26 protein-coding genes are annotated in these 25,593 nt (G+C 66.8%); 9 read left to right on the forward strand and 17 right to left on the reverse strand.

Translation table 11 applies throughout. The features are described from left to right. Position 1: 1 nt before the first annotated feature. The 6 genes from ACW14X_RS12890 to ACW14X_RS12915 form a co-directional block, all read right to left on the reverse strand. Complete coding sequence (locus ACW14X_RS12890; protein ID WP_457165834.1) at positions 2-751, reverse strand: hypothetical protein; 750 nt, start codon at positions 749-751, stop codon at positions 2-4. Beyond that, complete coding sequence (locus ACW14X_RS12895; protein ID WP_457165835.1) at positions 720-1,352, reverse strand: hypothetical protein; 633 nt, start codon at positions 1,350-1,352, stop codon at positions 720-722. The genes ACW14X_RS12890 and ACW14X_RS12895 overlap by 32 nt, the downstream gene beginning before the upstream one ends. A gap of 62 nt (positions 1,353-1,414) precedes the next feature. After that, positions 1,415-2,503: a hypothetical protein gene (locus ACW14X_RS12900; protein WP_457165836.1), complete on the reverse strand. Its 1,089-nt coding sequence runs from the start codon at positions 2,501-2,503 to the stop codon at positions 1,415-1,417. A 48-nt stretch (positions 2,504-2,551) separates the two neighbouring features. Then, a complete protein-coding gene (locus tag ACW14X_RS12905; protein ID WP_457165837.1) occupies positions 2,552-2,902 on the reverse strand; it encodes a flagellar protein FlgN in 351 nt (116 codons plus the stop codon). A gap of 108 nt (positions 2,903-3,010) precedes the next feature. Next, positions 3,011-3,298 carry a WXG100 family type VII secretion target gene (locus tag ACW14X_RS12910; protein ID WP_008356172.1) on the reverse strand — a complete coding sequence of 96 codons (288 nt, stop codon included), beginning with the start codon at positions 3,296-3,298 and terminating at the stop codon, positions 3,011-3,013. Between the two features lie 320 nt (positions 3,299-3,618). Beyond that, complete coding sequence (locus ACW14X_RS12915; protein ID WP_457165838.1) at positions 3,619-4,044, reverse strand: hypothetical protein; 426 nt, start codon at positions 4,042-4,044, stop codon at positions 3,619-3,621. 293 nt (positions 4,045-4,337) lie between these two features. Here ACW14X_RS12915 and ACW14X_RS12920 point away from each other — a divergent pair, with 293 nt between their 5' ends. Next, positions 4,338-4,715 (forward strand): DUF3592 domain-containing protein, encoded by a 378-nt coding sequence (locus tag ACW14X_RS12920; protein ID WP_457166064.1) that lies wholly within the window; start codon positions 4,338-4,340, stop codon positions 4,713-4,715. A 22-nt stretch (positions 4,716-4,737) separates the two neighbouring features. Here ACW14X_RS12920 and ACW14X_RS12925 read toward each other — a convergent pair whose 3' ends face one another. From ACW14X_RS12925 to ACW14X_RS12960, 8 genes are all read right to left on the reverse strand, one after another. Next, positions 4,738-5,337 (reverse strand): protein TPRXL, encoded by a 600-nt coding sequence (locus ACW14X_RS12925; RefSeq protein WP_457165839.1) that lies wholly within the window; start codon positions 5,335-5,337, stop codon positions 4,738-4,740. Continuing rightward, entirely contained in the window at positions 5,334-5,987 is a 654-nt protein-coding gene (locus ACW14X_RS12930) for a hypothetical protein (RefSeq protein ID WP_457165840.1), read from the reverse strand. Before ACW14X_RS12930 ends, ACW14X_RS12925 begins: the two co-directional genes overlap by 4 nt. Positions 5,988-6,067: 80 nt before the next feature. Beyond that, a complete protein-coding gene (locus ACW14X_RS12935) occupies positions 6,068-7,285 on the reverse strand; it encodes a hypothetical protein (RefSeq protein ID WP_457165841.1) in 1,218 nt (405 codons plus the stop codon). A 42-nt stretch (positions 7,286-7,327) separates the two neighbouring features. Then, a complete protein-coding gene (locus ACW14X_RS12940; protein WP_457165842.1) occupies positions 7,328-7,630 on the reverse strand; it encodes a flagellar protein FlgN in 303 nt (100 codons plus the stop codon). Positions 7,631-7,752: 122 nt separating this feature from the next. Next, on the reverse strand, positions 7,753-8,040 hold the full coding sequence (locus ACW14X_RS12945; protein WP_008356172.1) for a WXG100 family type VII secretion target: 288 nt from the start codon (positions 8,038-8,040) through the stop codon (positions 7,753-7,755). Between the two features lie 336 nt (positions 8,041-8,376). After that, entirely contained in the window at positions 8,377-8,664 is a 288-nt protein-coding gene (locus ACW14X_RS12950; RefSeq protein WP_008356184.1) for a WXG100 family type VII secretion target, read from the reverse strand. 124 nt (positions 8,665-8,788) lie between these two features. Continuing rightward, positions 8,789-13,294 (reverse strand): FtsK/SpoIIIE domain-containing protein, encoded by a 4,506-nt coding sequence (locus ACW14X_RS12955; protein ID WP_400468981.1) that lies wholly within the window; start codon positions 13,292-13,294, stop codon positions 8,789-8,791. Positions 13,295-13,358: 64 nt separating this feature from the next. Then, complete coding sequence (locus ACW14X_RS12960) at positions 13,359-14,744, reverse strand: RDD family protein (protein WP_457165843.1); 1,386 nt, start codon at positions 14,742-14,744, stop codon at positions 13,359-13,361. Positions 14,745-14,857: 113 nt separating this feature from the next. Between ACW14X_RS12960 and ACW14X_RS12965 the strand changes: the two genes are divergently transcribed. Both ACW14X_RS12965 and ACW14X_RS12970 read left to right on the forward strand, forming a co-directional pair. Further along, positions 14,858-15,745, forward strand: coding sequence for a spermidine synthase (locus tag ACW14X_RS12965; protein WP_457165844.1), 888 nt, complete (start codon positions 14,858-14,860; stop codon positions 15,743-15,745). Between the two features lie 193 nt (positions 15,746-15,938). Next, on the forward strand, positions 15,939-16,109 hold the full coding sequence (locus tag ACW14X_RS12970) for a hypothetical protein (protein WP_201451161.1): 171 nt from the start codon (positions 15,939-15,941) through the stop codon (positions 16,107-16,109). 86 nt (positions 16,110-16,195) lie between these two features. Here the strand turns inward: ACW14X_RS12970 and ACW14X_RS12975 are convergent, their stop codons facing one another. Both ACW14X_RS12975 and ACW14X_RS12980 read right to left on the reverse strand, forming a co-directional pair. Next, positions 16,196-17,689: an amidohydrolase gene (locus ACW14X_RS12975; protein ID WP_457165845.1), complete on the reverse strand. Its 1,494-nt coding sequence runs from the start codon at positions 17,687-17,689 to the stop codon at positions 16,196-16,198. Positions 17,690-17,743: 54 nt separating this feature from the next. After that, positions 17,744-19,294 (reverse strand): helicase HerA-like domain-containing protein, encoded by a 1,551-nt coding sequence (locus ACW14X_RS12980; protein WP_457165846.1) that lies wholly within the window; start codon positions 19,292-19,294, stop codon positions 17,744-17,746. 50 nt (positions 19,295-19,344) lie between these two features. Between ACW14X_RS12980 and ACW14X_RS12985 the strand changes: the two genes are divergently transcribed. Beyond that, positions 19,345-19,638 (forward strand): type II toxin-antitoxin system VapB family antitoxin, encoded by a 294-nt coding sequence (locus ACW14X_RS12985; RefSeq protein ID WP_045551249.1) that lies wholly within the window; start codon positions 19,345-19,347, stop codon positions 19,636-19,638. Positions 19,639-19,666: 28 nt separating this feature from the next. Continuing rightward, the gene (locus tag ACW14X_RS12990) at positions 19,667-20,182 is read left to right on the forward strand and encodes a LytR C-terminal domain-containing protein (protein WP_160025822.1); all 516 of its coding nucleotides are present in this window, start codon (positions 19,667-19,669) and stop codon (positions 20,180-20,182) included. A gap of 13 nt (positions 20,183-20,195) precedes the next feature. On the opposite strand, the gene ACW14X_RS12995 is transcribed toward ACW14X_RS12990, so the two are convergent. Then, a complete protein-coding gene (locus ACW14X_RS12995) occupies positions 20,196-21,686 on the reverse strand; it encodes a potassium/proton antiporter (protein WP_201451162.1) in 1,491 nt (496 codons plus the stop codon). A 52-nt stretch (positions 21,687-21,738) separates the two neighbouring features. On the opposite strand from ACW14X_RS12995, the gene ACW14X_RS13000 reads away from it, so the two are divergent. The 4 genes from ACW14X_RS13000 to ACW14X_RS13015 all read left to right on the forward strand — a co-directional run bounded on the left by ACW14X_RS13000 (position 21,739) and on the right by ACW14X_RS13015 (position 25,574). After that, entirely contained in the window at positions 21,739-22,914 is a 1,176-nt protein-coding gene (locus ACW14X_RS13000) for a pyridoxal phosphate-dependent aminotransferase (protein ID WP_350843387.1), read from the forward strand. 127 nt (positions 22,915-23,041) lie between these two features. Further along, a complete protein-coding gene (locus ACW14X_RS13005) occupies positions 23,042-23,371 on the forward strand; it encodes a hypothetical protein (RefSeq protein ID WP_350843389.1) in 330 nt (109 codons plus the stop codon). Then, positions 23,368-24,249 (forward strand): hypothetical protein, encoded by an 882-nt coding sequence (locus ACW14X_RS13010; RefSeq protein ID WP_457165847.1) that lies wholly within the window; start codon positions 23,368-23,370, stop codon positions 24,247-24,249. The genes ACW14X_RS13005 and ACW14X_RS13010 overlap by 4 nt, the downstream gene beginning before the upstream one ends. Further along, positions 24,246-25,574 carry a hypothetical protein gene (locus ACW14X_RS13015; protein WP_457165848.1) on the forward strand — a complete coding sequence of 443 codons (1,329 nt, stop codon included), beginning with the start codon at positions 24,246-24,248 and terminating at the stop codon, positions 25,572-25,574. The genes ACW14X_RS13010 and ACW14X_RS13015 overlap by 4 nt, the downstream gene beginning before the upstream one ends. Positions 25,575-25,593 lie beyond the last annotated feature (19 nt).

A 25,593-nucleotide genomic window follows, 5' to 3' on the forward strand; every position in this document is an offset into this window, starting at 1 on the left:
GTCAAGCCTTTCCGTCAGCACTCGCAGTCAGCGGACTGCTGTTCAGTGCATCGAATTCTTCGTAGGACACGATCGAACGGGAGCGAAGCGTGGTCAGCGCCTGACGCCTCAAGGCGAGAAGCACCTCCATCTCGTCCGAGGTCAGTGCGTTGACGTCGACCGCGGGTGGCTTCTCCTTCGAGTAGAGCCGGAACTCCGCGACGATCACCGAGATCCCGAACACCAGCAGCAACAACGGCGCCGTCACGAGGGGGAACCGCGGATAGGCATCCGGGTCGCTCATGAGGATCAGGACCAGGAGGACGACGGTCGAGACCAGTACGAAGACCGAGAACCCGAACAGGGACCGATCCCACTGCCGATGAGTCGACCGGACCCACGGCACGAAGTGGTAGAGCAGAGCAAGGAACCCGAGCGCGCATCCGATGTAGACGCACGGAACCTCGAAACCCGGCGAGAAGTCTTCGGAGAGCTTCCTCGCACCTCCGCCACTGGCAAAGATCGCCACGGCGAACAGCGGTCCGGCCAGACCGATGAGCGCGATCCAGTACATCAGCTTGGCAGCAAGGTTCGCCGCACCCGAGCGGCGACGCTTCCTCTCAGCTGACTCCAGCTCGATCTGCGCGTAGTCCAGAACGACTCGATTCAGCTCGTTGATGTCGAAGCGATCGAAGTTGCTGTGCACCGTTGCCCAGTTTCCTGGATCGATCGCTGCCGCCTTAGGCATTGGAAACGTGCTCCCATTCGTCAACTTGGTTTCGTGTGAGACCCGGAACCGGACTGGCCTCGAAGGGACGACCGTCCGGGTCGAGGAGAGAAAGGCTCGAGAGAATGATCGGCATCTGAGCGATCGTGAGCTGGAACGCCAACGGCAGACCGGACTCCACGATCAGTCCCACACCACCGGCGTCGCCGCTGAAGGCATAGACCGCGGTGGACAGGTGTAGATCATGTCCGTCGATGCTCTCGTCCCGCGATGCGACGCACTTGATGCCGGGACCGATCGCCGCACCGATGCACTCATCGACGTCGAAACCCGACTTCTCCCAGGCCTTGACGTCGAGGTCACCAGCCTCGGCAAGGACCACTCTGACGCGGCTGACGATCGGGACCGTCATCGGCCAGTGAAGCATGGTGACCAGCCTGCCCGGCTCATCGAGGCTGGCCAGGGAATCCGTCAGGATGCGGCGTACGTCCTCGTCCGACCGCCGGCTCGCATTGTTGCCGAACCACTCGCGGACGCGGGCACACTCGGTCGACACCCACGCGTCGGCGCCCTCTCCCAGTTCACTGGGAACCAGCGTCCATTCACGTTGTGGGTGGATTCCTTCAGCTCGCCACGTTCCGACCACGGTCGTCCTCCGATTTGATTACAAGCTCCGAGCAGCACACGTCAGTATGGAAGATCGATCGCTCAGGCGAAGATGTCGACGGCCGAGTCGGGCAGGCCCTGGATCGTGTTCACCGTGCTGTAGAAGGAGTTGGCCTGCTTCGCCAACGCCCCCTGGATGTCGCCGGCCGACGCCCACATCTTGCTGTACGAGCTGATACGCGTGAAGTCACCGACGTCGAGACCGGCGTGAAGGCTGGTCATGATGTCCGGAAAGGCCTTGAACTTGACGGCGTCTCCGACGCCACCCGCAGCCTTGTACGCAGCCGAGAACTTGGCGAACTTGGTCGCGTCGCCCAGGGCGGTGACCGCATCGGCCATCTTTCCGAACTTGCCGAACGGTACGACGTCGAGAACCGCCAGTCCGAGGTCGACGAGCGAGCACTTTCCGGCACAGAACTGGATGGTCTTCGCGAGGAGAACCAGCGCCGATACCGCCATCGCGATGGCCGCGAGTGGTCCGGCGATGAACAGAGCCGCCACGAAGAGCACCATCGCAACGATCTCGAGGACAGCGATGATGTCATCGAGGACCTCCCAGAAGCCGTCCTCGATCTTGCCCGACATCTCGTTACCGATGCCGCTCACCGCAGCGTCGTACGCGTCTTCCCAGGAGTCGTAGTAGCCGTCCCAGGTCTCGGCGGCGTTCTCCCAGTCCTTGCGGGCCTGATCCTTCGCCTCCTCGGCGTCTTCCTCCTGCTGCGCCTCCGGGCTGCCCTCCTTCGGACCCGCGCCCGGAAGGTGGTTCGGCGCACCCTCCATGCTGTCGAACTTGGCCCACAGGTCCTGGCAGGTGTCGACCTGCGACCTGATCAGCGGCTGCCACTGCTGAAGCTCTTCGCCGTACTTCGCGATGATCGGCCCGACCGGACGGTAGAGCTGACTGGCCTCGCGGAGGGTCTCGTGGGAGTCGCCGATCTTCTCCTGGAGTTTTTCCACCGCCTTGCCATCCATCTCGCCGTTGGCGAGATCGTGGGCGGCGATCATCGCCAGCTCATCGGCGCAGGAGCTCATCATCTCGCCCAGTCGCTCGATGGCGTTCCCACGCTCGATGATGCCGGAGGGGTTGCCCTCGACGGTCTTGATCTCTCTGCCCTTAGGGGATGAGTCCATGGTCTGTGCGTTCCTTGGTCCGAGCCGACTGTGTCTTGGATGCGCGTCTTAGACGGCCGCGCCCGAAGGAGCACCGCCAGGCGCCCCGGGGGCTTGAATGGAAGTGTTCGACTGGAACTGAAGGGCAGTCTCGCTGTCCCAGTTCTCGAAGCCGTCGACAACACCTTTGACGTGCTCCTGGAGCTCCTTCAGGCTCTCCTTGAGGTCGTCGCGCTTGTCATCCCAGCGCTCTTCGAAGTCCTGCGCCTTGTCACGAAGGTCGCCGCGGCCGTACGGATTGCCGATGTCGGCCTCCAGCTCCTCGGACTGGCTCGTCGCATTCTCGAACTCGCTCACAATCGAGTCGAGCTGTGTCGCGATCCTCGAAAGAGTCTCGATCTTGATCCTGACGTCCGCCACCGTGCGCTCCCCTTCGATCTTCCGTCAGTCTGCCCGGTCAAAGTGCCGAAATGTCGCCTTGGGCGGGGCGATCACTCACGTGTCGCCCCGCCCAACCAAGCGAATGGATCAGCCGCCGGCGAGCTGGCTGTCCAGGTCCTGGATCGCCGTGGCCATGTCACGCAGAGCCTGAGCCATGTCCTCGACGCCAGCAATGGCGTCCTTCAGACCGGTCGTCATCTCCGTGTAGCCGTCCTGGAACTTACCGGACGCCTTCTCCGTCTTGAACCCGTCCTGAACGAGCTCGTCGACGTAGCCCTGGCACTCGTCAAGCGCGGACTCAATGGTGTCCTTGCCCTGGTCGAGCTTGTCGGCGGTGCCGGTCATCTCGTCGTATGTTGCCCCGAAGTCACTCATCGATCATTGCCTTTCCCGCGATTTCATTACACGGTGCCCCCTTGGGCAGCCGCTGGTCACCGTAGGCCACGCTTCACAGAGTTGTGAAGCGCAATAACGGATTCGTTGTCATCTTCATACACAGTTCTTGTTCCCGCCCGCCAACGGAATCGACAGGGTCCCTGATGAGACCTCGCAATCGATCCGAGATCGCCCGCTACGCGCCCACGTAGCCGGGATACGGGCGCTCAGAACCAGCCGGTCACCCTACACAAATCAGCGGCGCATCGATTGCGCGACAGGCCACAGTGCCGCGGCCCGAGTCAAGGAGTTGCCAGACCTCAGAACTCCGGAACTTCATCTGGGTCCGTCCACGGAAGCTCGGAGCCGTCATCACGGACGAAGTGGGAGGTCACTGCCGTTGCCGGAGCGCTGATGGTTCCGTTCGACGCGCCCTGGATGGCACCGAGGTACTTCTCCGCGATCTTTCCGTTGAAGACACCGTCGAGCAAAGCGGTGGGTCCGCCCGGAATGTTCTGGACCAGAACATTGACCGAAGACCCTGACCCGTTCTGATGGACTCGCAGCATGATTACCTTCGGCCAGGACAAGGCCTTGGTCTTCTGCCTGATGATCAGGGCATGACCTTCGTTGTGCACGGCCCTGATCTCGTACTTCTTCTCATGCTGCGCGACTCCGAGGGCAGCCTGGAAGGCGGCCTCCGGCGTGACGTCGAGGTCAGCACTTCTCGCTCGTTCCGATCCCACGTGAACTTTGCTCCGTAGATAGATGAAATGAGTACAACTGCGCACGGCTCCGATGATCGACCTTGCGCTCGTCGTCGTCGGAGGCACTTGTGCGCCCACGCGTCGGCGTGGCCGGGGGTCGCTGAGACAGGCACTGATGTCATGTCCAACCTGACGCTACGTGCCCACAATCCTCGGAGCCACATCCACGCAGTATAGTGTGCGTCCGCCGAGACTTTGAGAGGACAGTCATGGATACGGGATCAATCACCGCGCTTGTCATCGGAATTGCAATGCTGGTTGTGCCTGTTTGCATGGCAGGCCTCTGGATTCGCCGGCTTGTGCGTCGGGCAAGTTGGATCAAAACCGAAGCAAAGGTCCATTTCGTGAGACGCATTACGCGACGAACCTCCGCCACCAGCTCGGTAGAAGCCGAGAAGGTAACTCAGACCCAGTACACATATACCGACGCGAGTGGCCGCGTGCACCATGGGGAGTCAGAAGTTCTGAAGGATCCCAAGGCTGGCGATGTTGTGGAGATGCGGTATGACCCGAACAACCCCGCATCGAGTGAACTCCTCGGGACCAACTCACTTCTCGTCAACTTGCTGACCCGGGGCGCTGTCTTCATCGTTCTAGGGGCGGTTGGATTGTTCCTTATCGTCGCGGCACTCAACATCGTATCCGTTTAACCCGATGACAGGTAGTTGAACGCTAACGCCATCGCAGCGTCGATACACACGCGTCGAACAACAGTCGAACCGAGTTGATTGACTCCGAATCAGCGTCAATATCAGGAGTTCTTCCGAAACCCGCCACGAGCGAAAGCGCCCGTCTACGCTTGGTCCCCGGGATTGGCGTCAGATAAACCACAGAGTGGTTGATGACAGTTTCGGGCCCTACTTGAACTGTCTTCTCCTTCTCTACGCGCAGTATCCGGTGATCGCCCAGCAAAGGCGTCGCTCCATGGTCGCGAATAAGGGTCCTGACCAAGTCGTCCAAAGTCTGCCCTGGCTCTGCGCTCCGGACAGAAGCATTGATCGACGAAGGGATTGCAAGTGTGCCGTCACCAGGAGTGGTTGGAGCGAAAAAGGCAAACACCCCACCTTTGCGCATCGACGCAAACGCAGACTCCAACTGCCCTTTCACCTCGGCGTACATGTGAACTGCGTGCGCATCCATGCATCGCTGCTTCGCAGCGGCAAGCATCTCACCGAGCGACGCCTCATCCACGCTGCGGCGCGCCCACCCGTCAGGCAGCTCGAGTTCGAACTCCGGCACGACGGACACGCCCATCGTCTCACGCAAATTCATGACGCTCCATCATGATCAGACAACACCCACTGTTCGTCGCGAACATATTCAGGCACAACCTTCGAAACAAACGCAGTGCCATCACCCTTGAGCACTTGCAACGCATCCTTCATTCGGGTGAATCCAACTGCCGCATGCGAAACGAGCGTTGAGATGGACTCCTCCAAGGTCAACATCAGTGCCACCTCGCCGTCGTCGAAGACGAAGTGCACAGAACTCAGATCGAGCAGCCCGCCCCCAGCCTCGATCTGCCGCCGGGTCGAGTACTGAACCCCAGGGCCGAGATACCGCGCGTCGGCCGCGTGAACCACACCGTCGAGCTCCTTCCAGTCCGGAAGGTCGTCGCTCGCCGTGAAGTCAATGTGACACATCACTGCTGCCGGAGCGAGGACTGGCCATACCATGTACATCGCATAGGACGGCGACGCGGAGCGGGCAGCGAGGCCATCGGCAAGCATGGACCGAACCATTTCTTCGGTGCCTCGAGCCGCGGGATCCGGCCCGGATCCGATAACACTCCACAGGAGTTCGGTGGCCGACTCGAGCCACAAGTCCTGCTCGCTGGACGTCAACCCTTCTGGCAGGAAGAGCCAACCAGGAAGATCGACGTCCTCCCCGAACCCTAGTGACCATCCTTCAACCGAACTCACGACGGGGAACCTTTCCTAAAGGTCGTCGGCATGGAATCTTCGGCTACCGACACCCAACTCATTGCGCCTGACGAGCACATTTAGATAAACGCTCCAACAGGTCCGGGAATGCTGATGTCGACTCCAGTTGTGCTGTTGAGCGCAGTCGCCACGCTTCCATAGTGACTGCTGAACGCACCCACCCTGCTCGCCACCGAGTCGAACTTGGAAAGGCCACGCACCATGCCAAGGCCCGACTCCAATGCCGTTCGATTCCCGATGTAGAGACCGATGTTTCCCTTTCGGATGGACTTGACACCCTGCCCAAGCAACTTCTCACCGATCTCGGACTTGCTGAGAAGCTTGATCGGCTTGTTGTAGTTCTTCGCCAACTCACGGAGTGGACCGCCGCCCGTAGCCTTCCACGTCCGATTGATTGCATTCATCATCCCGCCCGCCTTGGCAAGCTTGGGGAACTGCGCGAACTTCGTCAGGCTCGTTAGTTTTCCTACAGGGAAAATCGCAAGCCCCGCGAGCAGGAGATCGAGTCCTGACGCCTTGCCATTGAGATACTTGATGCCGGTGAGCAAAAAGGCGGCAATTGCCAAGCCGACGGCAAGCGCGACGATCCAGCCGCCACAGAAGAGTGCGACAACACCGACGATGAGGGCCGCCCAACTAAGGATCTCAGTGAGCACTTCAATAACGTCGCCCCAATTATCCCAGAAGCCGTCCTCGATGGAGCCGGAGAGGCCGTCTGAGATCCCTGTAACCGCCTCATCAAATGCTTCCTCCCACACGCCATACCAAGTGTCGAACTGCTCGGCCTCTTCCTCCCAGGCTTCGTACGCTTCCTTCTTGGCCTTGTTCTCGGCGGCCTCTTCCTTATCTGTGTCGCCGATACCGAGGATGCCACCGTCGTCTTCCGTGGTGCTGTCGTCCTTGTCGCCCGGAAGGCTTTCGTAGGCATCCCACAGGTCGCTGCAGTTCCGTGCCGTGCTGTCAATCTGCGGCTTGTAGGTCTCGAGCATCTCTCCGTACTTGACCAGCACGGGCCCTACAGGCTTGTAGAGGTCAGCGGCCTCTTCGAGAGTCTTATAGGATTCGCCGATGGTTTCCTGAAGCTTCTCGATCGCCTTACCCTCTTGCTGTCCTCCGGCAAAGCTGTTCTCTTTGATGTCCCGCAGCGTATCGGCCGAGGTGTCCATCATCTTTCCGAGGCGCTCGATCTGTTTGCCTCGCGTGATGATTCCGGACGGAGATCCCTCGACCGTTTTGATCTCGCGTCCCCTCGGGGAATCCGGCATGCCACCGAACATTGTTCTTTCCTTTCGCCAGGGTGATTGCGAGCTTGGGTTGAACTACTTCTTCTTGGGCTCGAACTGCAGGGCAGTCTCGCTATCCCAGTTCTCAACCCCGTCGATGACGCCCTTGATGTGCTCGCTGACCTTCTTCAAGCTCTCTTTGAGTTCATCGCGTTTGTCGTCCCAACGCTCTTCGAACTCACAAGCCTTGTCGCGCAGCTCGCTTCTGTCGAACGGGTCGCCAATGTCAGCCTCGAGGTCCTCAGAGCTGTCGGTGGCGTTCTCGAACTCCTCGACAATCGCGTTCAATGAAGTCCTGACTGTTTCCAGCTCGGAGATCTTGATCAAAATGTCCGCCATGGCGCGCACCTTTCACGTGATTTCAGAAGCGCGCCGACGGGAGTTGTCACCGTAGCGCGTGACCGAGAATGGGAGATGGTGGGCCAGCAGACGCCAGCCCACCATCTGGCAAGACTTGTGAATCAGCCGCCGGCGAGCTGCGAGTCCAGGTCCTGGATGGCGGTCGCCATGTCACGCAGGGCCTGGGCCATGTCCTCGACACCAGCGATGGCGTCCTTGAGGCCGGTGGTCATCTCGGTGTAGCCGTCCTGGAACTTGCCCGACGCCTTCTCCGTCTTGAACCCGTCCTGCACGAGCTCGTCGACGTAGCCCTGGCACTCGTCAAGCGCCGACTCGATCGTGTCCTTGCCCTGGTCGAGCTTGTCGGCGGTGCCGGTCATCTCGTCGTATGTTGCCCCGAAGTCACTCATCGATCATTGCCTTTCCCGCAATTTTCATTACACGACACCCGATTGCGGCGCCGTTCGTCACCATCACTCACGCACCACACTGTCGTGATGCGTGAACCGACGAGCCGACACCGTCATCCCGAGCGTGGTGGTCCGAGATCCAGGCAATCAACGTCGTCGCGGTAGTCCTACCCGCTACGGCTGGTTCTAAACATCTCCGAAAGTAAAGTTTCAGCTCATCCCGGTTTAGGCGGTGGCAGCAGCACACCTGGCGGGAGCCGACACCGCGGCCCCTGACCGAGACAGGTAATGGTGGGCCGATAGATGCCGGCCCACCATGTTGACCAACGCTGCGGCTCAGCCGCCCGCGAGCTGCGAGTCCAGGTCCTGAATGGCGGTCGCCATGTCACGCAGAGCCTGAGCCATGTCCTCGACACCAGCGATGGCGTCCTTGAGGCCGGTGGTCATCTCGGTGTAGCCGTCCTGGAACTTGCCCGACGCCTTCTCCGTCTTGAACCCGTCCTGCACGAGCTCGTCGACGTAGCCCTGGCACTCGTCAAGCGCCGACTCGATCGTGTCCTTGCCCTGGTCGAGCTTGTCGGCAGTGCCGGTCATCTCGTCGTAGGTTGCCCCGAAATCAGTCATCGATCTTTGCCCTCTCCCGCGATTTCATCAGATGGCGGCGTCAAACGCCGCTGGCCACCGTAGGCCACCCTTCACACGGTTGTGAAGGGTAAAAGCAGCTTCGTTGTCCGATTTATGCAGACGTTCATGCAGAGCCCTCGGCGTCGCTCGCGAGAGGCATCTGCATGGTCACCGTGCGACCTGCTTGGACGAAGATTCCGCGGCCTGCGGGGAAGTCGGTGCGCTTGAGCTTGCCGAACGGAACCTTGAACAGCGTGTCGCCGTCGTAGGTGTCCGGCTTGAGCACGATGCCCTGGCGAGCGGCCTTCCACTCACCCATGACGCCCGAGCCGCCGCCGGCTCGAGTGACGTCGGCGTCGCCGACGAAGAGGTGGTCGGAGTTGTTGATCGCCTGCAGCAGGGCGCGCATCGGGCGGTCGGCGGGACCGTCGGCCAGGTGGGTCATGTCCTCGGCGACGATCATGATGCGGCCGGGGAAGGACTCGTCGGCGACGATCTCGGCGAGCTCGGTGACGAGCGCCTTCTCGTCGTCGGGGCGGGTGGCGCTGCGTACCCAGGGACGGAAGTCGCTGAGCATGGCACGACGGCTGCCGAGGTGGAACAGCTTCACCTCGGGGTCGAAGCGTTCCATGGACTCGACGAGCGCCTTGAGTACGTTGGTCTTGCCCGACTGCGGCGGGCCGGTGACGATGAACGAGCCGATCGGGTCGAAGCCCCTCGGCGCGAGGGTGTCGTCGGCGATACCGAAGACGGGCTGACCGTTGACCTGCGCGGGAAGCGACCGGCTGGAGATCTTCGTCGGCAGGGCACCGATCTCGCCGACCTCGGGAACACCCAGGGCACGCAGCTGCGAGACCAGCTCGTCGAGGGCCTTGGTCTGCTCGGCGACGTTGGTCGTCCCACCGAGAACGGCGAGCTGCACCTCGGCCTTGTCGACGACGGCGCGGCCGGGCACCGACTGCTCGTTGAGTACGTCCTTGGGTGCTCCGACCAGGACGTACTGGCTCGGGTCGGAGAGCCGCATGACGACACGGCGCGGGATGTTCGCGAAGACGGCCGTCGGGACGGACCCGGACCGGTCGGCGGTGATCACCGCGTGGATGCCGAGCGGGCGGCCCTCGCCGAGGACCCGCATGAAGGACTGGTAGAACGGCGCCCGACCGGCGGCGATCTCCCACTCCTTCTTGAACTCGGGGTAGTTGTCGATCAGGAGCAGGATGCGCGGCATCGACTGGTCGGCGATCTCACGGTATTCGGTGAGGTTGGCGGCCGCGGCCTTGGAGAACAGCTCCGAGCGGCGGTCCATCTCCCGCTCGAGCGTGCGCATCAGCCGCTGCAGACGCTCGGCGTCGTCGCCGTCGATGATCGAGCCGACGTGCGGGAGACGCTCGATCGCGCCCAGCGCGCCGGAGGCGAAGTCGAGGCCGTAGACCTGGACCCGGCCGAGCTCCGGACGGGCGCCGGCGGCGGTCGCGATCGTCTTCAGCAGGGTCGACTTACCCGACCCGGACGAGCCGAAGATGAGCAGAGAGCCGTCGCGGTCGGGGGCGAAGTAGATCGCGTTCTGCTGCTGGCGCTCCGGGAGGTCGGCAAGACCCAGCAGGATCTGTCCGTCACCCTCCAGCGGCAGGTCGCGCATGTCGACCACGGACGCCAGGTCATCGAGCCACGGCCGCCGCGGAGTCATCAGCCCAGCGGTGGCAGAGGCCTTGATCAGGTTGGCCACGATCCGCTTCTGGTCGTTGGGGCCGAGGTCCTCGTCGTGCGAGTCGCTCTCCGGCGGGCGCTCCGGCTCCCACTCCGTGATCGAACCGAACTTGAGCTCGGCCACCTTCACGTCGGCGGTGACGACCTCGTCGTTGCGCGTCCAGCCGCCGGCGTACGCGGACTGGAACGGGGTCAGTCGACCCGGTCCGGTCTTCGCGATCCCACGGCCCGGCAGGGACGGCGGGAAGGTCCCGGCGATCGGGTCGTCGACGACGTCCTTGGAGTCGGTCTCGTCGGCCATACGCAGGGCGACGCGGAGGTTGGTGTTGGCCCGCAGGTTGTCCTTGATGACACCCGCCGGGCGCTGGGTCGCCATGATCAGGTGGATACCCAGCGAACGACCTCGCTGGGCGATGTCGACGACACCGTCGACGAACTCCGGCACCTCACCGGCGAGTGCCGCGAACTCGTCGATGACGAGCACCAGTGCGGGCGGGCACTCCGGGTCCTGTCGCTTCTCCAGCTCGAGGAGGTCCTTGGCCTTCTTCCGGTTGAACAGGTGCTCGCGGTAGTGCAGCTCGGCCTTGAGGCTGGTCAGCGCCCGGCGTACGAGGTGGGGGCTCAGGTCGGTCACCAGACCGACGCAGTGCGGCAGCTCGATGCAGTCGGCGAAGGCCGAGCCGCCCTTGTAGTCGACGAAGAGGAACGTCACCCGGTCGGGCGAGTGTGCCGAGGCGATCCCGAGCACCCACGCCTGCAGGAACTCGGACTTACCGGCACCGGTGGTGCCGCCGACGAGGGCGTGCGGGCCCTGCGTACGCAGGTCCAGCGTCATCGCGTCCGAGGCTCCCTGGCCGATGATGGCGCGCAGGTTGCCCGCCTTCTTCAGCCGCGGCCGCGGCCGGTCGGAGCGGTCGATGATCGAGTTGTTCTGACGCCAACGCTCCACCACGGAGTGCGGGTCCTCGGCCACCTCGTTGCCGACCAGCGACAGGAAGCCGACCGAGTTGGGGAGGTCGGAGGAGTCGTGGACGACGGTGCTGGCGTCCACCACCGGCGCGAGCCGCTTGGCGAACATGTCCATGTAGGCGTTGGAGACACCCTCGACGGTCACGCCCTCGTAGAGGTCGCCGTTGCGGACGAGCCCGACGGTGGCGCGCTCCAGGCCGTTGCTCACGTCCAGGAAGCTGCGGCACACCGCCGGCAGAGCCTCGACGGTGGAGGACATGAAGACCGCGTGTACGCCGACATCGGCACCGCGCTCGAGGACCTGGACCAGACGGGCCCGGTCGACCGGAGCGTCGTTGGTGACGAAGACGATGATGGAGACCTGCACCCGCGCGTTGGTCTCCTCCCCGGCCCGCGCGACGTCGGTCCCGAACTGCATCGGGTTCCACTTCTCCGGGAACGGGCCGCGGTGCTCAGCGGTCCGGCCGGCGCGCATGATGTATTCCTCCAGCGCGCTGAGCAGGGCGTTGGCCGTCGGCGCGGAGTCGGCCAGCGGCATGTCCTTGAACCGGTTGGTCTCCGAGGTGGTGTGCGGCAGCCACTTGAGCCACTCGAACTCCTCGACCCAGTCCGGGTCGGCGAAGGCGACGGTGACGACCTCGTTGGGCGCGTGCAGACCGAAGAGCTGCACCGCGAGTCCGCGCATCGCGTCGGCGGCCGGGCCGGCCGGGCCGGCGACACCGACAGAGCCCACCGCGGGGAGCGACTCCAGCAGCGGTACGTCGTCGACGTACTTGTAGCGCTCCTTCAGCCTGTCGATCCGCTCGATGAACTCGGGCAGACCGTTCTGGGTGTCACGCTCCGCGATCGAGTTGCGCGACAGCGCGCGAGTGGTGCCGAGACGTACGGCCAGGAAGTTCCAGTGCTCGGGGCGCCGGGTCCACAGCCGCGGACCGAGCTGCATCGCCTGCTCGAAGACCTCGGCGACCGCCGGGACCTCCTCGTTGCGAGCGAGCTCCTCCTCGGGCTTGCTGCGGTAGAAGACCTCTTCCAGCTTCTCGAACTGCCGCTCGAAGAGCTCGATCTCGTGGTCTTGCTTCGCGCCGGCCTGGCGGTGCTGGTTGATGTAGTTGCCGACCGCCATCATCGGGGTCATCACGACCAGCAGCAGCGCGCGGGCACGGCCGGTCATCGCGTAGATCGAGAGCGCCATGATGATCGGCGCGATCAGCACGAACCACGGGAACAGCTTCTTCTGCATCTCCGTGGGCATCCACGGCGGCGGGTGCTCGGTGCCGGGGTAGCGGACGTCGACCCGCGGGCTGCGGTTGAAGAGCAGGCCGCCACCGCGCTCGAGCACCGGGTCCTCGACGGCGGAGAGGAAGTCGGCCGAGAGCTGCATGACCAGCGTGGTGCCACCGATGACGACCGGCGTGTCCGGCGCCAGACGTACGCGGGAGACCTGGGTGCCGTCGACGACGACGCCGTTGGCCGAGTTGAGGTCGACGAGCTCGACCGAGCGGTCCACCTCGATGCGGGCGTGACGCTTGGAGACCATCGGGTCGGCGAGCACGATCTCGTTCTCGGGACCGCGGCCGATCGAGGCGTGGCCGGTGGTGAGCGGGAACGCCTGTCCCCGCACCGGACCGTCGATCGCCCGGAGCACACCGACGCTCTTGCGCCGGGAGCCGGTCTGCTCGTTGTCGGGGCCCAGGTTGACGACTGCGGCCGCGAACCCGGACCCGATCGGCGCATCGCCGATGGGTACGTCGGGCTCGAGCGGCTCCATCCGGTCGGCGGTCGGCGGGGCGACGGCCAAGGTCAAGATGTCCTGCTCACCGGCGATCACGGAGCGCGCCGGGTCCGCGTCGGCGATGTGCCGAGCGACGTCACCAGCGGTGGCCGTGGAGTCGGCGGTGACGATCACATCCGCAGGCGCGACACCCGGCCGGTGCAGAGTGAGCTTGACCTTCATCCTTCGTTCCCCTCGTCAACGTGCCAAAAGTCAATGCAGCCAGATGCCGCCGGTGGGGCGGCGGTCACCCGCGACGCACCAGGGCCGAGCGGTCGCCGAACCGGATCATCGCGCCGACCGGTGCCAGAACCGGCTCCCACGCGTTCAGCCGTCGGGTGGCACCCTCGTGGATCACCACGGTGCCGTTGGTCGAGCCACGGTCGGTGACCTCGACGCCGTCACCGCTGGGGCGCAGCGAGAGGTGGGTCTTCGAGACCGACACGTCGATGATCGAGACCGTACGCGCGCCCAGCGTGTTCTCCGTCAGAGCCGGGTCGCGGCCGACGAGCACCAGGCCGGTCACCGGGATCCGCTCGCCGGAGTCGACCTTGAGCATGATGCCCCGCTCGCGCGGCGGCTGACCGCCGGACGTGGGCTGAGGGGTCGGGTGCGGCGTCGGAGCCGGGGTCACGTGCGGCGTCGGGGCCGGAGTCGGGTACGGCGTAGGGGTCGGGTGCGGCGTCGGCGTCGGAGCCGGCGTCGGAGCCGGAGTCGGGTACGGCGTGGGGGTCGGCGTCGGAGGCGGCGGGGGCACCGCCTGGCTCTGGTTGGGGGTCACCGCGCGCGAGGGCGGGATCGCCGGGGTCACCGGCTTCGGGGCCACGGGGCCCGACGGCGGGGTCGCGAGCGCGCCACCAGGAGAGGCACCCGCCTCGTCGTGCCTCGGCTTCGGGCGGGAGACGCCGAGCACGCCGGCGCTGACCCGCCCCGAGGGCCGGTAGCTGCCGGAGTCGTCGTCGCTGGGGGTGGTGAGTGAAGGCAGCGACTTCCGCTGTGCGACGGGCGCGGCCGCGACCGTCTTGCGGGCGATGCGCATCCGCTTCTCGTCGTAGGGGTCGAGGCCCTCGCGTACGTCGACCATCCAGGTCTCGGCGACCTTGTCGTGCCAGCCGCGGCTCCGCTGCTCCTTGTCGAACAGCGGCGAGGCGAGGAAGACGATCGGCGCGATCGGGATGATCCCGGAGCCCCAGAGCACCAGCGCGCGGAGGAAGGCGCGGCCGACGCCCGGCCGCTCGAGCGTCTTGACGTTGATCGAGCGGACTCCGGCGACGGACTTGCCCAGCGTGACCCCGCGACGGCCGTGGAAGACGATCTGGACGATGACGAAGATCAGGCTCAGCAGCACGGTGGCGCCGCCCGCGATCGCCGCCAGCATGAAGTCGGGGTGGCTCAGGAACCGGGCGAAGCCGAACTTGCCCTGGGCGAGCTTCAGCAGCAGCGGGAGCGTGAAGACCAGGTAGGGGACCTGCAGGAGCAGGTAGCAGACGATGTCGACGGCGGCCGCGACCGCACGACGGCCCAGCGGCGCGTCCTTCAGACCGAGCGAGGCGGCGTAGGCCGGATCCGGCTTTCCGTCGGCGGTGAGACCCTCGATCCGGTCGTCATTTTCGGCGACCTCCCATATCTCCACCGCAAGAACTCCCTCACGCCCGATGTCCGAGTATTTTCGGCGCTGACCAACAACGCCAGAAGGCTACCGGAATGTCCCGGCTCGGGCGCGATGGTGTCTGGCAGGATCGACGTATGTCAACACCCTCCGGGCCATCAGCGAGCCTCGAGCGCATCGTCTTCTCGGACGGCAGCACCGCCGATCTCGTACGCAAGGAGGACGGCTGGGCGATCCAGATCGACGGCGTCGCTCAGTCCCACCTCGGGGAGGACCCGGCTCAGCCGCCGAAGCTCGCCTCGATCCGGTGGATGCTGGCTGCGCTCGGGGACCGCGCACCCGGCAGCGTGGCCCACCTGGGTGGGGCGCTGCTCGCCCTCCCCCGTGCGGTCGCCCACCGATGGCCCGCGACCACGCAGACGGTCGTGGAGATCGAGCCCGCGCTGGTCGAGCTGACCAGGTCGCGGTTCCCGCTTCCGCCGGGGATCACCATGGCGACCGCCGAGGCACGCTCATGGCTCGAGGCTCACCCGGGTTCGGAGCACGATGCCATCGTCATCGACATCTTCGTCGGCAACCGGATCCCGCCGGCCTTCACCTCGCGCGAGTGCATGACCGCGGCACGCGACGCGCTGCGCGAGGACGGTCGGCTCGTGCTGAACTCCGTCGCCGGCCCCGAGCTGCTCTTCACCCGTCGTGAGCTCGCGACGTTGCGTACGGTCTTCGGGCATGTCGCGATGATCGTGCAGGGATCCGCGCTCGCGGGAGCGAGGTTCGGCAATGCCACGCTGATCGCCTCGGCGGCCCCGATCGACGGCGAGGCGATCCGCGCCTCGCTCGCCGGCGACCCGTCGAAGGGCGCGCTGGTGACCGACCTCGACCCGATCATCGACGGCGCCGACCCGATCAGCGATGCCGACCAGCTCTGGTCGCCGGAGCCGAACCTTCCCGACGCGAGCGCCGCGCTGCGGCTCCTCGAGCAGGCACGCCAGGCCGTCGACACGCTCAGATCCACCGCCGACTGAGGCTCCATCGTCTTTGTCTAGCGAGATTCGGCCCTATCGCTCGGCAGATACCGCGACAGGCATCGCCAGCCATTTCTTTTACCGAAACCGGCTTGTAACGTTCAAACAACCTGCTTGCGACGTGCGGGCGGGATGCTTGATGCGCAGGACAAACCACGATGCACACCATCTATCCGTTGTAGGGGGGACCTCGATGGAAACACTCACCGCCACCCAGCCTGAGGCCAACGGTGCTGCGAAGCAGCACAGCCTCAAGTTCCGTCATGCCAGTGCCCTGACGAAGCTCATGGACGAGCGCCAGGACCTGCGCGGTGTTCACGTGTTCGCCGACTTCGTCGACGACTCGGTGCGCTGGTCCGCGTGACCAGCAGCTGAACGGGGGATCCAAGATCCCGTTGCGCAAGGCCCGGCCGACGACGGCCGGGCCTTCGCTCATTTCCGGGCGTTCGGCTAGGAGCTGCGGTGGACGATCCGGCCGCTGACCGTGGTCAGCACGACCCCACCGTGAGCGATCGCGGCGAGATCCCCGACCGAGGCTCGGAGCGGGTCGATGTCGAGCACGGCCAGGTCGCCGCGTGATCCGGGAGCGACCGTGGGCTGACCGTCGACCGACGCCGCCAACGCCTCCTGGACGGTGAGTGCCTGCTCCGGGTGCCACGGCTGCTTGCCGTCCCGCGAGCGGCCGACGGCGGCCGCGATGGCCAGCCACGGATCGAGCGGCGCGACCGGAGCATCCGACCCGAGCGCGACCCGCACTCCTTCGTCGAGCATCCAGCGGGTCGCGAAGCAGCGGTCCTCCCGCCCCGGCCAGACGTCCTCGGTCATCTCGCGGTCGTCGAGGATGTGCGCCGGCTGCACCGATGCGGTAATCCCGAGCCGAGCCATCAGCGGCAGATCCTCGCGACGTACGAGCTGGGCGTGCTCGATGCTTCCGCGCGCCCCCGTCGTCGCGTACGCCGCCAGTGCCTCCGACACCGCTCGGTCACCGATCGCGTGCGTGGCCACCTCGAGACCGGCAGCGTGCGCCTTCCCAAGGAGTCCCTGCAGCTCGTCCAGTGACTGGTTCGGCGCTCCGCAGCTGTCGGGGTCGTCGGCGTACGGGTCGCAGCACCACGCCGTGCGCGTGCCCAGGGAGCCGTCGCTGATGATCTTGAGCGGTCCCATCGTCAGCCGGTCCTCGCCGGGGAGCAGCCGGTCCCCCGTACGCAGCCCCTCGGCGATCGCCTCGTCGAGCTGGTCGGCGTACGTCGCGACCCGGATCCGCAGCAGGTCGCAGCCGGCCGCCCACCGCGAGCGCCAGTCGTCGAGCCGGATGCCGACCTCGAAGTCGGTCATCCCGACCACCCCGAGTGCGGCGGTCCGGGCCAGCATCCGGCGGTAGGCGGCCGGTGTGCTCCCGTTGGACTCGAAGAGCTCCGCAACCCGCGGGTACGTCTCGAACCACTCCGTCTCCTCCACCATGTCCTCCCGGCGCGGCAGGTCCACGGCGTCGAGCGCGGCGGTGTTCAGCCAGGCGTGATGGAAGTCGTGGTTGACCAGGATCGCGGGGATGCCACCGGTGACCGAGTCGAGCTCGGAGACGGTGCCCCAGCGGTCCCAGGTGCCGGCCGAGTGCCCCATCCCGACGATCGCCTCACCCGGCCCGACCTCGCGCGCGGCCGCGGCGACCCGCGCCAGCGCCTCGGCGGGCGAACGGGTGCCGTGCAGGTCCAGCCTGCTGGCCTTCAGCGTCCACTGGCCGAGGTGGGTGTGGGCGTCCCACAGACCCGGCACGAGCCAGCGCCCACCGGCGTCGTACGCCTCGACACCGTCCGGTCGGGACAGGCCTTCTCCGACCGCCGACACGACACCGTCGGCGACGAGAACGTCAACCACCCCGGCAGGCACGGTCGCCTGGGGTGAGAGCGGAACGATACGTACGTTCCGGAGGAGAAGGTCGGGCATGAGCAGACGATAAGGAGTCTGCCCATGCTCGAGCCAATCAGATACCGAGGAGCCTCAGCGGCGTTTGAAGATTCCCCTGACGAGCTCCCTCGCGGCGGTGCGCGCGGCCTGCTTGAAGGCGGTCGACTTCACCACCGTCTCGATCATCGAGTCGTCGTCGTCACGCGACCGCGATCGGGACCCGGAGGACTTCTTCGGGGCGGTCTTCTTGGCCGCCTTCTCCTCCGCCTCGGCCGCGCGTGCGGCCGCTGCCGCGTCCGTCTTCGCCTTGAGCTGGTCGGCGGCCGACTCGACCTCGACGGACGCGGTGTACTTCGCCGCCAGCGGCGACGCCGCGACGGCGGCTTCCATCGCGGCGGCGTCCGCAGGCGCCATCAGCGACTCGGGGGCGCGCAGCCGCGTCCAGGCGACCGGCGTCGGTGCGCCGCGCTCGTTCATGACGGTCACGATCGCCTCGCCGATGCCGAGCGTCTGGATGACCGCGCCGAGGTCGTCGTAGGAGGAGGTCGGATAGGTGTTGACGCTGGCCTTGAGGGCCTTGGCGTCGTTGGGCGTGGCGACCCGCAGCTGGTGCTGGATGCGCGAGCCGAGCTGACCGAGCACGTCGTCGGGGACGTCGGTCGGCTTCTGGGTCACGAAGAAGACACCGACACCCTTGGAGCGGATCAGCCGGACCGTGTTGGTGATCTGGTCGAGGAACGCGTCGGAGGCGTCGTTGAAGAGCAGGTGCGCCTCGTCGAAGAAGAAGACCAGCTTGGGCTTGTCGACGTCACCGACCTCGGGCAGCGCCCGGAAGAGCTCGGCGAGCAGCCACATCAGGAAGGTCGAGAAGATCGCCGGCCGGTCCTGCAGGTTGGGCAGCTCCAACAGCGAGATGATCCCGGCGTCCCCGTCGTTGCGTACGAAATCCGTGACGGCGAAGGCCGGCTCACCGAAGAACTCGTCCGCGCCCTGGTCGGCGAACGCGATGAGCGTACGCAGGATCACCCCCGTCGTCGCCGACGAGAGGCCGCCCAGGCCCTTGAGATCGGCCTTGCCCTCGTCGGAGACCAGCCACTGCAGCACCGCCCGCAGGTCGTCGAGGCCGACCAGCTTCAGTCCGGCCTTCTCGGCGTAGTGGAAGACCAGACCGAGCGAGGACTCCTGGGTCTCGTTGAGATCGAGGACCTTGGAGAGGAGCGTCGGACCGAAGGCGTCGACCGTGACCCGGACCGGGATGCCGGTGCCCTCGCCGCCGAGCGCGAAGAACTCGACCGGGAACCCGCGCGCCTGCCACGCCTGCCCGACCGATGCCGCCCGTGCGGTCAGCTTCTCGCTGGACTCGCCCGGCACGGACAGACCGGAGAGGTCGCCTTTGATATCGGCTGCGAACACCGGGACCCCGGCTGCGGAGAGCTGCTCGGCGAGCAGCTGCAGGGTCTTCGTCTTGCCCGTGCCGGTCGCCCCGGCGACCAGCCCATGCCGGTTCAGCATCCCCAAAGGAATGCGAATCGGCGTCTCCAACAACGTCTCAGCGTCCGCCATCAGGCCCCCGAGCTCGAGGGCGGAACCCTCGAATTGGTAGCCGGGCCCGACCGCTTCTGAGAGAGCAGCAGCATCCGTCATGACCAGGACTCTATGTTGGGATTTGGTCGGGGGGCGATACAGTCACGAGGGTGATCTTCAAGCGTGTCGGCGATTCTCGCCCCTACCCTGACCATGGTCTGACGACCAAGGGGTGGGCTGCGCTGCCTCCTCGGACGGTCCGCCTCGACGAGCTGGTGACCACGAAGGACACCCTCCAGCTGGTGGCTCTGCTCAACGAGGACTCGACGTTCTTCGGCGACCTCTTCGCCCACGTGGTGGAGTGGAACGGCGAGCTCTACCTCGAGGACGGGCTCCACCGGGCGCTCCGCGCGGCGCTCCAGCAGCGCAACGTGCTGCACGCCCGCGTGCACAGCCTCGGTTAGCGCGTTCCGAGCGGTTAGGCTCGGCGTCATGCTCGATTCGGCCCTCACGGGAGTTCGTACGTTCATCATCCTCGCCGTCCTCGCGGCCGCGGTCGCTCTGGCCGGCGCCTGGGGATGGAAGGCGATGACCGCACCCTTCCCGCAGAAGGTCGAAGTCGGGCCGTGCGTCGACACCCCGGTCAAGAAGGGCTCCGAGGTCTATCCGTCGCAGGTGGTCGTGACCGTGCTCAACGCGAGCACCCGGGCGGGTCTCGCCACCCGGGCGATGACAGACCTCGTCGATGAGGGCTTCGTCAAGGGTCGGACCGGCAACGCGCCCAGCGGCACGAAGCTGAAGACCGTCGAGGTGTGGACGCCCGACAAGAACGCTCCCTCGGCCGCGCTCGTCGCGAGCTGGCTCGGTGACGCGAAGATCGTGGAGACCAAGTCGGACATCCCGGGCATCGTGGTCGTGACCGGCGAGAACTTCCCCAAGGTCACCGGCGGCGACAAGACCGTCACCGCCAAGGCGGACGCCACGATCTGCAGCCCTCCGGTCGAATAAGTCGTACCGCAGCTCAGCGCAGCCAGCCCGCGAGCCGGCCCTTCCGGCTGACCATCTCGAGGCGCCGTTCCGCGAGCTCACGCTGGTGGCGGGGCACGACGACCAGGACGACGTCACGGGCACGGAGGACCGTGGTCTCCTCCGGAACCAGGGTCCGTCCGTCGCGGATCAGCAGCGACACCGACGACCCCGTGGGCAGCCGGAGCTCGCTGACCTCGACGCCGTGCAGGCGCGACTCGGGCGGGATCCGGAGCTGGATCAGGTCCGCCGCGATCTGCTCCAGCGGCGCCACGTCGAGGTCAAGCGAGCGCGGGTCGTTGGGGCGAGCGACCCCGAGCACGCGGGCGACCCACGGCAGCGTCGGGCCGGTCAGCAGCGTGTAGACGACGACCATCACGAAGACCAGGTCGAAGAGGTCCTCGGCGCCGTCGACACCCGCGGCCAGGGGGATGGTGGTGAGCACGACCGGCACCGCGCCACGCAACCCCGCCCAGGAGACGAACACGGTCTCCCGCCACGTCATCCGGGAGACCACCGTGCTGACCAGCACGGATGTGGGCCGCGCGATGAAGGTCAGGATCAGGCCGGCGGCGAGCGCGAGGCCGATCGTCTGGAGGTCGATACGTCCCGGGGACAACAGCAGACCGAGCATCACGAAGAGCCCGATCTGGGCCAGCCAGGCGACCCCCTCGGCGAAGGACCGGGTGGCGCCGCGGTGGGGCAGGTCGGAGTTGCCGAGCAGGAGTGCGGCCACGTAGATCGCCGCGAAGCCTGACCCGTGCAGCCACGCCGCTCCGCCGTAGGCCAGGAAGGCCAGCGTCATCACCGCCAGCGGATAGAGACCGGCGGAGGGCAGCGCGGCCCTCCGCATCAGCCACGCTCCACCGAACCCGACGAGCAGGCCGACCACGATGCCCAGCAGCAGCTCGCCGACCACGATCCCGGCCACCACGACCGGATGGTGCTCAGCGATCGCCCCACTGGCAATCAGCGTCACGATCACCACGGTCGGGGCGTCGTTGAGCCCCGACTCCGCCTCGAGGACACCGGTCAGCCTCTTGGGCAGGGGCACCACCCGCAGCACCGAGAACACCGCCGCCGCGTCGGTCGGCGAGGTCACCGCCCCCAGCAGGAACGCCAGCTGCCAGGAGAGCCCGAGCAGGTAGTGCGCGCCCACCGCGACGATCCCGATCGAGATCACCACCCCGACCGTGGCCAGCATCAGCCCGAGCCCGAAGGCGGGACGTACGTCCTTCCACGACGTCGTCAGACCACCTTCGGCCAGGATCAGCGCCAACGCTCCGAAGCCGACGGCGTGCGCGAGCGCGGCATCGTCGAACCGGATCCCGAGCACCGACTCACCGAGCAGGACGCCCATCAGCAGGTAGATCAGCAGCGACGGGAGCCCCGCCTTCGTCGACATCCGCACCGCGAGGATCGCCAGGAGCGTGACCAGCGAGCCGATCAGCACGAACAGGTCGAACTGGTGGACGTCGAAACTCATGTGTGCCGGGCCCCCCTCCGACCTATGGATCTGCATCCTAATGTTTGCTCCCATGGACCGTCTGACTGTCGCCCAACGCGCGAACGTGCCTCCTTTTCACGTGATGGACATGCTCGAGCGAGCGGCGCAGCGGCAGCGGACGTACGGCGATCTCATCTCGCTCACCTCGGGGCAGCCCTCCACAGGAGCGCCGCAGGCGGTCAGCGCCGAGGCGGTGCGGCTGCTGCAGAGCGGTGACCCGCTGGGCTATACGCCGGCGACGGGGATCCTCGAGCTGCGCCAGGCGATCGCGGGGCACCATCGGGCATGGCACGGGATCGACGTCTCCCCCGAGGACGTCATCGTGACCACGGGCGCGAGCGGCGGCTTCCTGGCGTCGTTCCTGGCTGCGTTCGACACCGGGGACCGGGTGGCCATGGCCCGGCCGTCCTATCCCTGCTACCGCAACGTGCTCGCGGCACTCGGGTGCGAGGTCGTGGAGATCCCGACAGGTGCGGCCGAGCGCTTCCAGCCGACCGTGGAGCAGGTGCGGGAGCTGCACGAGCGCGTCGGGCTGAAGGGGCTCGTGGTCGCCAGTCCGGCCAACCCGACCGGCACGATGCTGCTGCCCGAGGAGCTGGCCGCGCTGGCTCGCTACTGCGAGGAGGCCGGGATCCAGCTGATCTCGGACGAGATCTACCACGGGCTGACCTACGGCGGGGACGGCAGCCGGGGCCGCAGCGCCTGGGAGACCTCGCGCGACGCGGTCGTGTTCGGCTCGTTCTCGAAGTACTTCTCGATGACGGGCTGGCGCATCGGCTGGCTGCTCGCGCCCGCCCACCTGCGACGCGCGATCGACGTCCTGGTCGGCAACTTCACCATCTGCCCGCCGACCCTCGCCCAGCATGCCGCGGTGGCGGCGTTCACCCCGGACGCGTACGCCGAGCTCGACGGTCACGTGACCCGCTACGCGACCAACCGCGGGGTGCTCCTCGACGGCCTCCGTTCCCTCGGGGTCACCGAGATGGCCCCGGCCGACGGCGCCTTCTACGTCTACGCCGACGTCAGCCGCTGGACCGACGACACCATGGCCTGGTGCCACCAGATCCTCGACCGCACGGGCGTCGCGATGGCTCCCGGCGTCGACTTCGACCCGGTCGACGGACACCGCTTCGTACGTCTCTCCTTCGCCGGCTCCGCCGCCGAGATCGAGCAGGGCCTCGACCGCCTCTCCACCGTCCTGCGATAGGGCGTCGCGAGCGAATTTGAGAAAGTTCACGATTTTACGTTTAGAACCGCTCCAGCGGGGTAGGACCATCACAGAGACCTGTCCGAGGAGGGATATGTACGGCGACAGCGACGTGATCCGTCGTCGGGTGAGCAGTCTGCGAGAGCAGGCGGGCGACATCCGCGCGAGTGCCGACAAGCTGGTGGTGCAGGCCGAGGCGGTGCCTTGGCACGGCCGGGCTGCCGAGTCCCTCCGTGGGCGGATGAAGGAGCGTGCCACCGCGCTGCGGAGCTCGGCCGAGAAGCATGATCGGGCAGCCGACGCCCTGGCCAAGCACCTCAATCAGGTCGACCTGTTCAAGGAGCAGATCGCCGAGGCAGAGGCACGCGCCGAGGCGTTGCTCGCCGAGGACAAGCTCGACGGATTCGAGGCCCCTGAGCCGGGCCACAAGGACTGGCTGGAGGTCACCTTCCGATGACCACGATCGACCTAGGCCCCGCTCCGGCGGCGCCGACAGAGCCGTGGGCGGGTGTGCCCCGCCGCGTCGGCCTGACCCTGCCCGAGCTGACCCATGCCTGCGAGACCATCGGGGCCCCGCTCCCGTTCGAGGTCGCGACGCACCGCGATGACGGGCTCGACGCCCGCTTGGGGCAGACCCGCTCGGCTGCCGAGGCCGAGGCCCTGGCCCGCGCCGTCGCCGGCTTCGGCGAGGGCAGCACCTCGCTGCAGCGCCGCGATCTCCTCGACGCCGACAGGACCCTCGACGCCGGGATCGCCGGCGCGCTGGGGCTGCTGGCGACCCCGGAGGTGGTCATCGACCTCGATGTCGTCGTCGACGGCCTCCGTGGCCGCGCCTGGCACCGGCAGAAGGGTGAGGCAGCCGCCTCACTGGCCACCGTGGACGGGCTCGTCTTCGAGCTCTCCTGGTATCCCTCGGCGGCCTGGTCGACCGAGCTCGGCCGCACCGCGACGCTGCCGAGTGACACCGCCCTGCTGGCCTCGGCGGTGCCCGAGCAGCTGGAGGTCCCGTTCGCGACCGCGGACGCTGTCTTCGAGGCGCTGCGCACCGGGCGTGGCGACCTGGTGCCGGTGCTGACCGAGGGCGACGTCGTCGTCTCGCGGGCCCTCGAGGCGCTGTCCAACGAGGCCCACGGCCGGCTGCGCGCCATCGTCGCGACCACCGCCGACCCGGAGAACCCGCTGATCGGCACGGTCTCCTGGACGCTGGTCAACGACGGCTGGCGTTCGATGCGTACGGTGTCGCTCGATGGGGAGCTGACCCTGCTGATCACCAGTGTCGAGCCGTCCGAGCTCGCCGCAGACCTTGCCCCTGTTCTCGCGGAGGTGGCTCGATGAGTCCTTCGTCCAACGATCCGATCAACCGCCTGGGACCGCTCCCGGGTGGCGCCCCCGACTCGGTGCCGCCGCCCGCGGGCCCGGAGGACAAGTACGAGCAGATCCTCGGCCTGGCCGGCTCCATCGGCGATGCCGGCGCGCAGCTGCGCGAGTGGGCCGAGCTCGGGCATGCGATCCTGGCCGACGACGATGTCACCTCCTCCGCCGAGCTCTCCGCGAAGACCTGGGAGCCGGCCGAGGAGGAGATCCGGGCCGCAACCTCCGAGAAGGGTGGCGTCCTCGGACTCGGCCAGGCGCTCGAGGCCGATGCGCTCTCGGTGCGGGCGACCGTACAGACCTACCGCTGGATCGACGAGCTCCAGGCCGCTGCCCGCAGCAAGCTGGGCGCCATCGCGGCCAACGCGCTCGACTACCTCGCCCCCGAGGTCGAGCTCGGTGGGTCGCTGCTGTCCGCCGGCCTGATCGAGACCGACGCGCTCGACCGTGAGGGCGTCACCGCCTATCTCGGCGAGCTCGCCCAGGGTCATCCCGAGCTGATGGACCACATCGCCACCGGCGGCGGGCTGCTCGAGTCGCTCGAGCTGCGCTCGCTGCTCACCGCCGACTTCCCGCGCGGGGACGACGCCGGGGCGGCCACCGCGGGCGCGCTGCGCGCCGCCGGGATCGACGCGTTCTCGACCGACGCCGGGCACGCACTGCGCGACATCGGTGGCGCGCTGGCCTCCACCGAGGAGGACACCGCGGCCGGCGACGTCAACGCCGCCACCCCGGCCAGCATCGAGGAGCTGATCCGCACCCTCGAAGCCACCGAGACCGGTGTCGCGGTCCAGAAGACGGCACCGGGCCGCTACATCGCCTACCTGCCGGGTCCGTACGCCGGCAGCCGGCGCCTGCGGCTCGTCTCCGGTGACCTCTCCGACTACATCGCCACTGCGTCGAGGACCATCGAGGCGGCGGTCGAGGCCGACTCCCACGTGATGCTCGTCGGCGCCGCGGCCGGAGGCACCGCGGCGGCCGCGATCGCGGCGGCGGCCGGGGGTGCGTACGTCGTGGACCAGGTGGTCACCGTGGGTGCTCCTGGCGCGGCAGCGCCGCGGGTTCCGGAGTCCACGCGAGTGCTGTCGCTGGAGGACCGCTCCGACCCGGTCGCGCTCCTCGGCGGGCTCATCAACGCGGGGGTCGGACACCGTTTCACGGTCGTCTACGACGGCACCACGGCAGAGGAGAGCCACTACGTCGCCGGCGGGCGGGCTGCGGACAACGCCGCCCACGGCGAGCTCCGTGACGAGATCGGACGGATCCGCAGTCTGGGATACCTCGGCTGAGCTGTGGGCTTGCCTCGAT

The organism is Nocardioides sp. YJ-D4, assembly GCF_054031495.1.

Coding starts and splice junctions, on each gene's coding strand:
- ACW14X_RS12900 (WP_457165836.1), bottom strand. CDS start 2,503: ATGGACTCATCCCCTAAGGGCAGAGAGATCAAGACCGTCGAGGGCAAC.
- ACW14X_RS12910 (WP_008356172.1), bottom strand. CDS start 3,298: ATGAGTGACTTCGGGGCAACATACGACGAGATGACCGGCACCGCCGAC.
- ACW14X_RS12920 (WP_457166064.1), top strand. CDS start 4,338: ATGGCAGGCCTCTGGATTCGCCGGCTTGTGCGTCGGGCAAGTTGGATC.
- ACW14X_RS12925 (WP_457165839.1), bottom strand. CDS start 5,337: ATGAATTTGCGTGAGACGATGGGCGTGTCCGTCGTGCCGGAGTTCGAA.
- ACW14X_RS12935 (WP_457165841.1), bottom strand. CDS start 7,285: ATGTTCGGTGGCATGCCGGATTCCCCGAGGGGACGCGAGATCAAAACG.
- ACW14X_RS12940 (WP_457165842.1), bottom strand. CDS start 7,630: ATGGCGGACATTTTGATCAAGATCTCCGAGCTGGAAACAGTCAGGACT.
- ACW14X_RS12945 (WP_008356172.1), bottom strand. CDS start 8,040: ATGAGTGACTTCGGGGCAACATACGACGAGATGACCGGCACCGCCGAC.
- ACW14X_RS12950 (WP_008356184.1), bottom strand. CDS start 8,664: ATGACTGATTTCGGGGCAACCTACGACGAGATGACCGGCACTGCCGAC.
- ACW14X_RS12955 (WP_400468981.1), bottom strand. CDS start 13,294: ATGAAGGTCAAGCTCACTCTGCACCGGCCGGGTGTCGCGCCTGCGGAT.
- ACW14X_RS12965 (WP_457165844.1), top strand. CDS start 14,858: ATGTCAACACCCTCCGGGCCATCAGCGAGCCTCGAGCGCATCGTCTTC.
- ACW14X_RS12970 (WP_201451161.1), top strand. CDS start 15,939: ATGGAAACACTCACCGCCACCCAGCCTGAGGCCAACGGTGCTGCGAAG.
- ACW14X_RS12975 (WP_457165845.1), bottom strand. CDS start 17,689: ATGCCCGACCTTCTCCTCCGGAACGTACGTATCGTTCCGCTCTCACCC.
- ACW14X_RS12980 (WP_457165846.1), bottom strand. CDS start 19,294: ATGACGGATGCTGCTGCTCTCTCAGAAGCGGTCGGGCCCGGCTACCAA.
- ACW14X_RS12990 (WP_160025822.1), top strand. CDS start 19,667: ATGCTCGATTCGGCCCTCACGGGAGTTCGTACGTTCATCATCCTCGCC.
- ACW14X_RS12995 (WP_201451162.1), bottom strand. CDS start 21,686: ATGAGTTTCGACGTCCACCAGTTCGACCTGTTCGTGCTGATCGGCTCG.
- ACW14X_RS13000 (WP_350843387.1), top strand. CDS start 21,739: ATGGACCGTCTGACTGTCGCCCAACGCGCGAACGTGCCTCCTTTTCAC.
- ACW14X_RS13010 (WP_457165847.1), top strand. CDS start 23,368: ATGACCACGATCGACCTAGGCCCCGCTCCGGCGGCGCCGACAGAGCCG.
- ACW14X_RS13015 (WP_457165848.1), top strand. CDS start 24,246: ATGAGTCCTTCGTCCAACGATCCGATCAACCGCCTGGGACCGCTCCCG.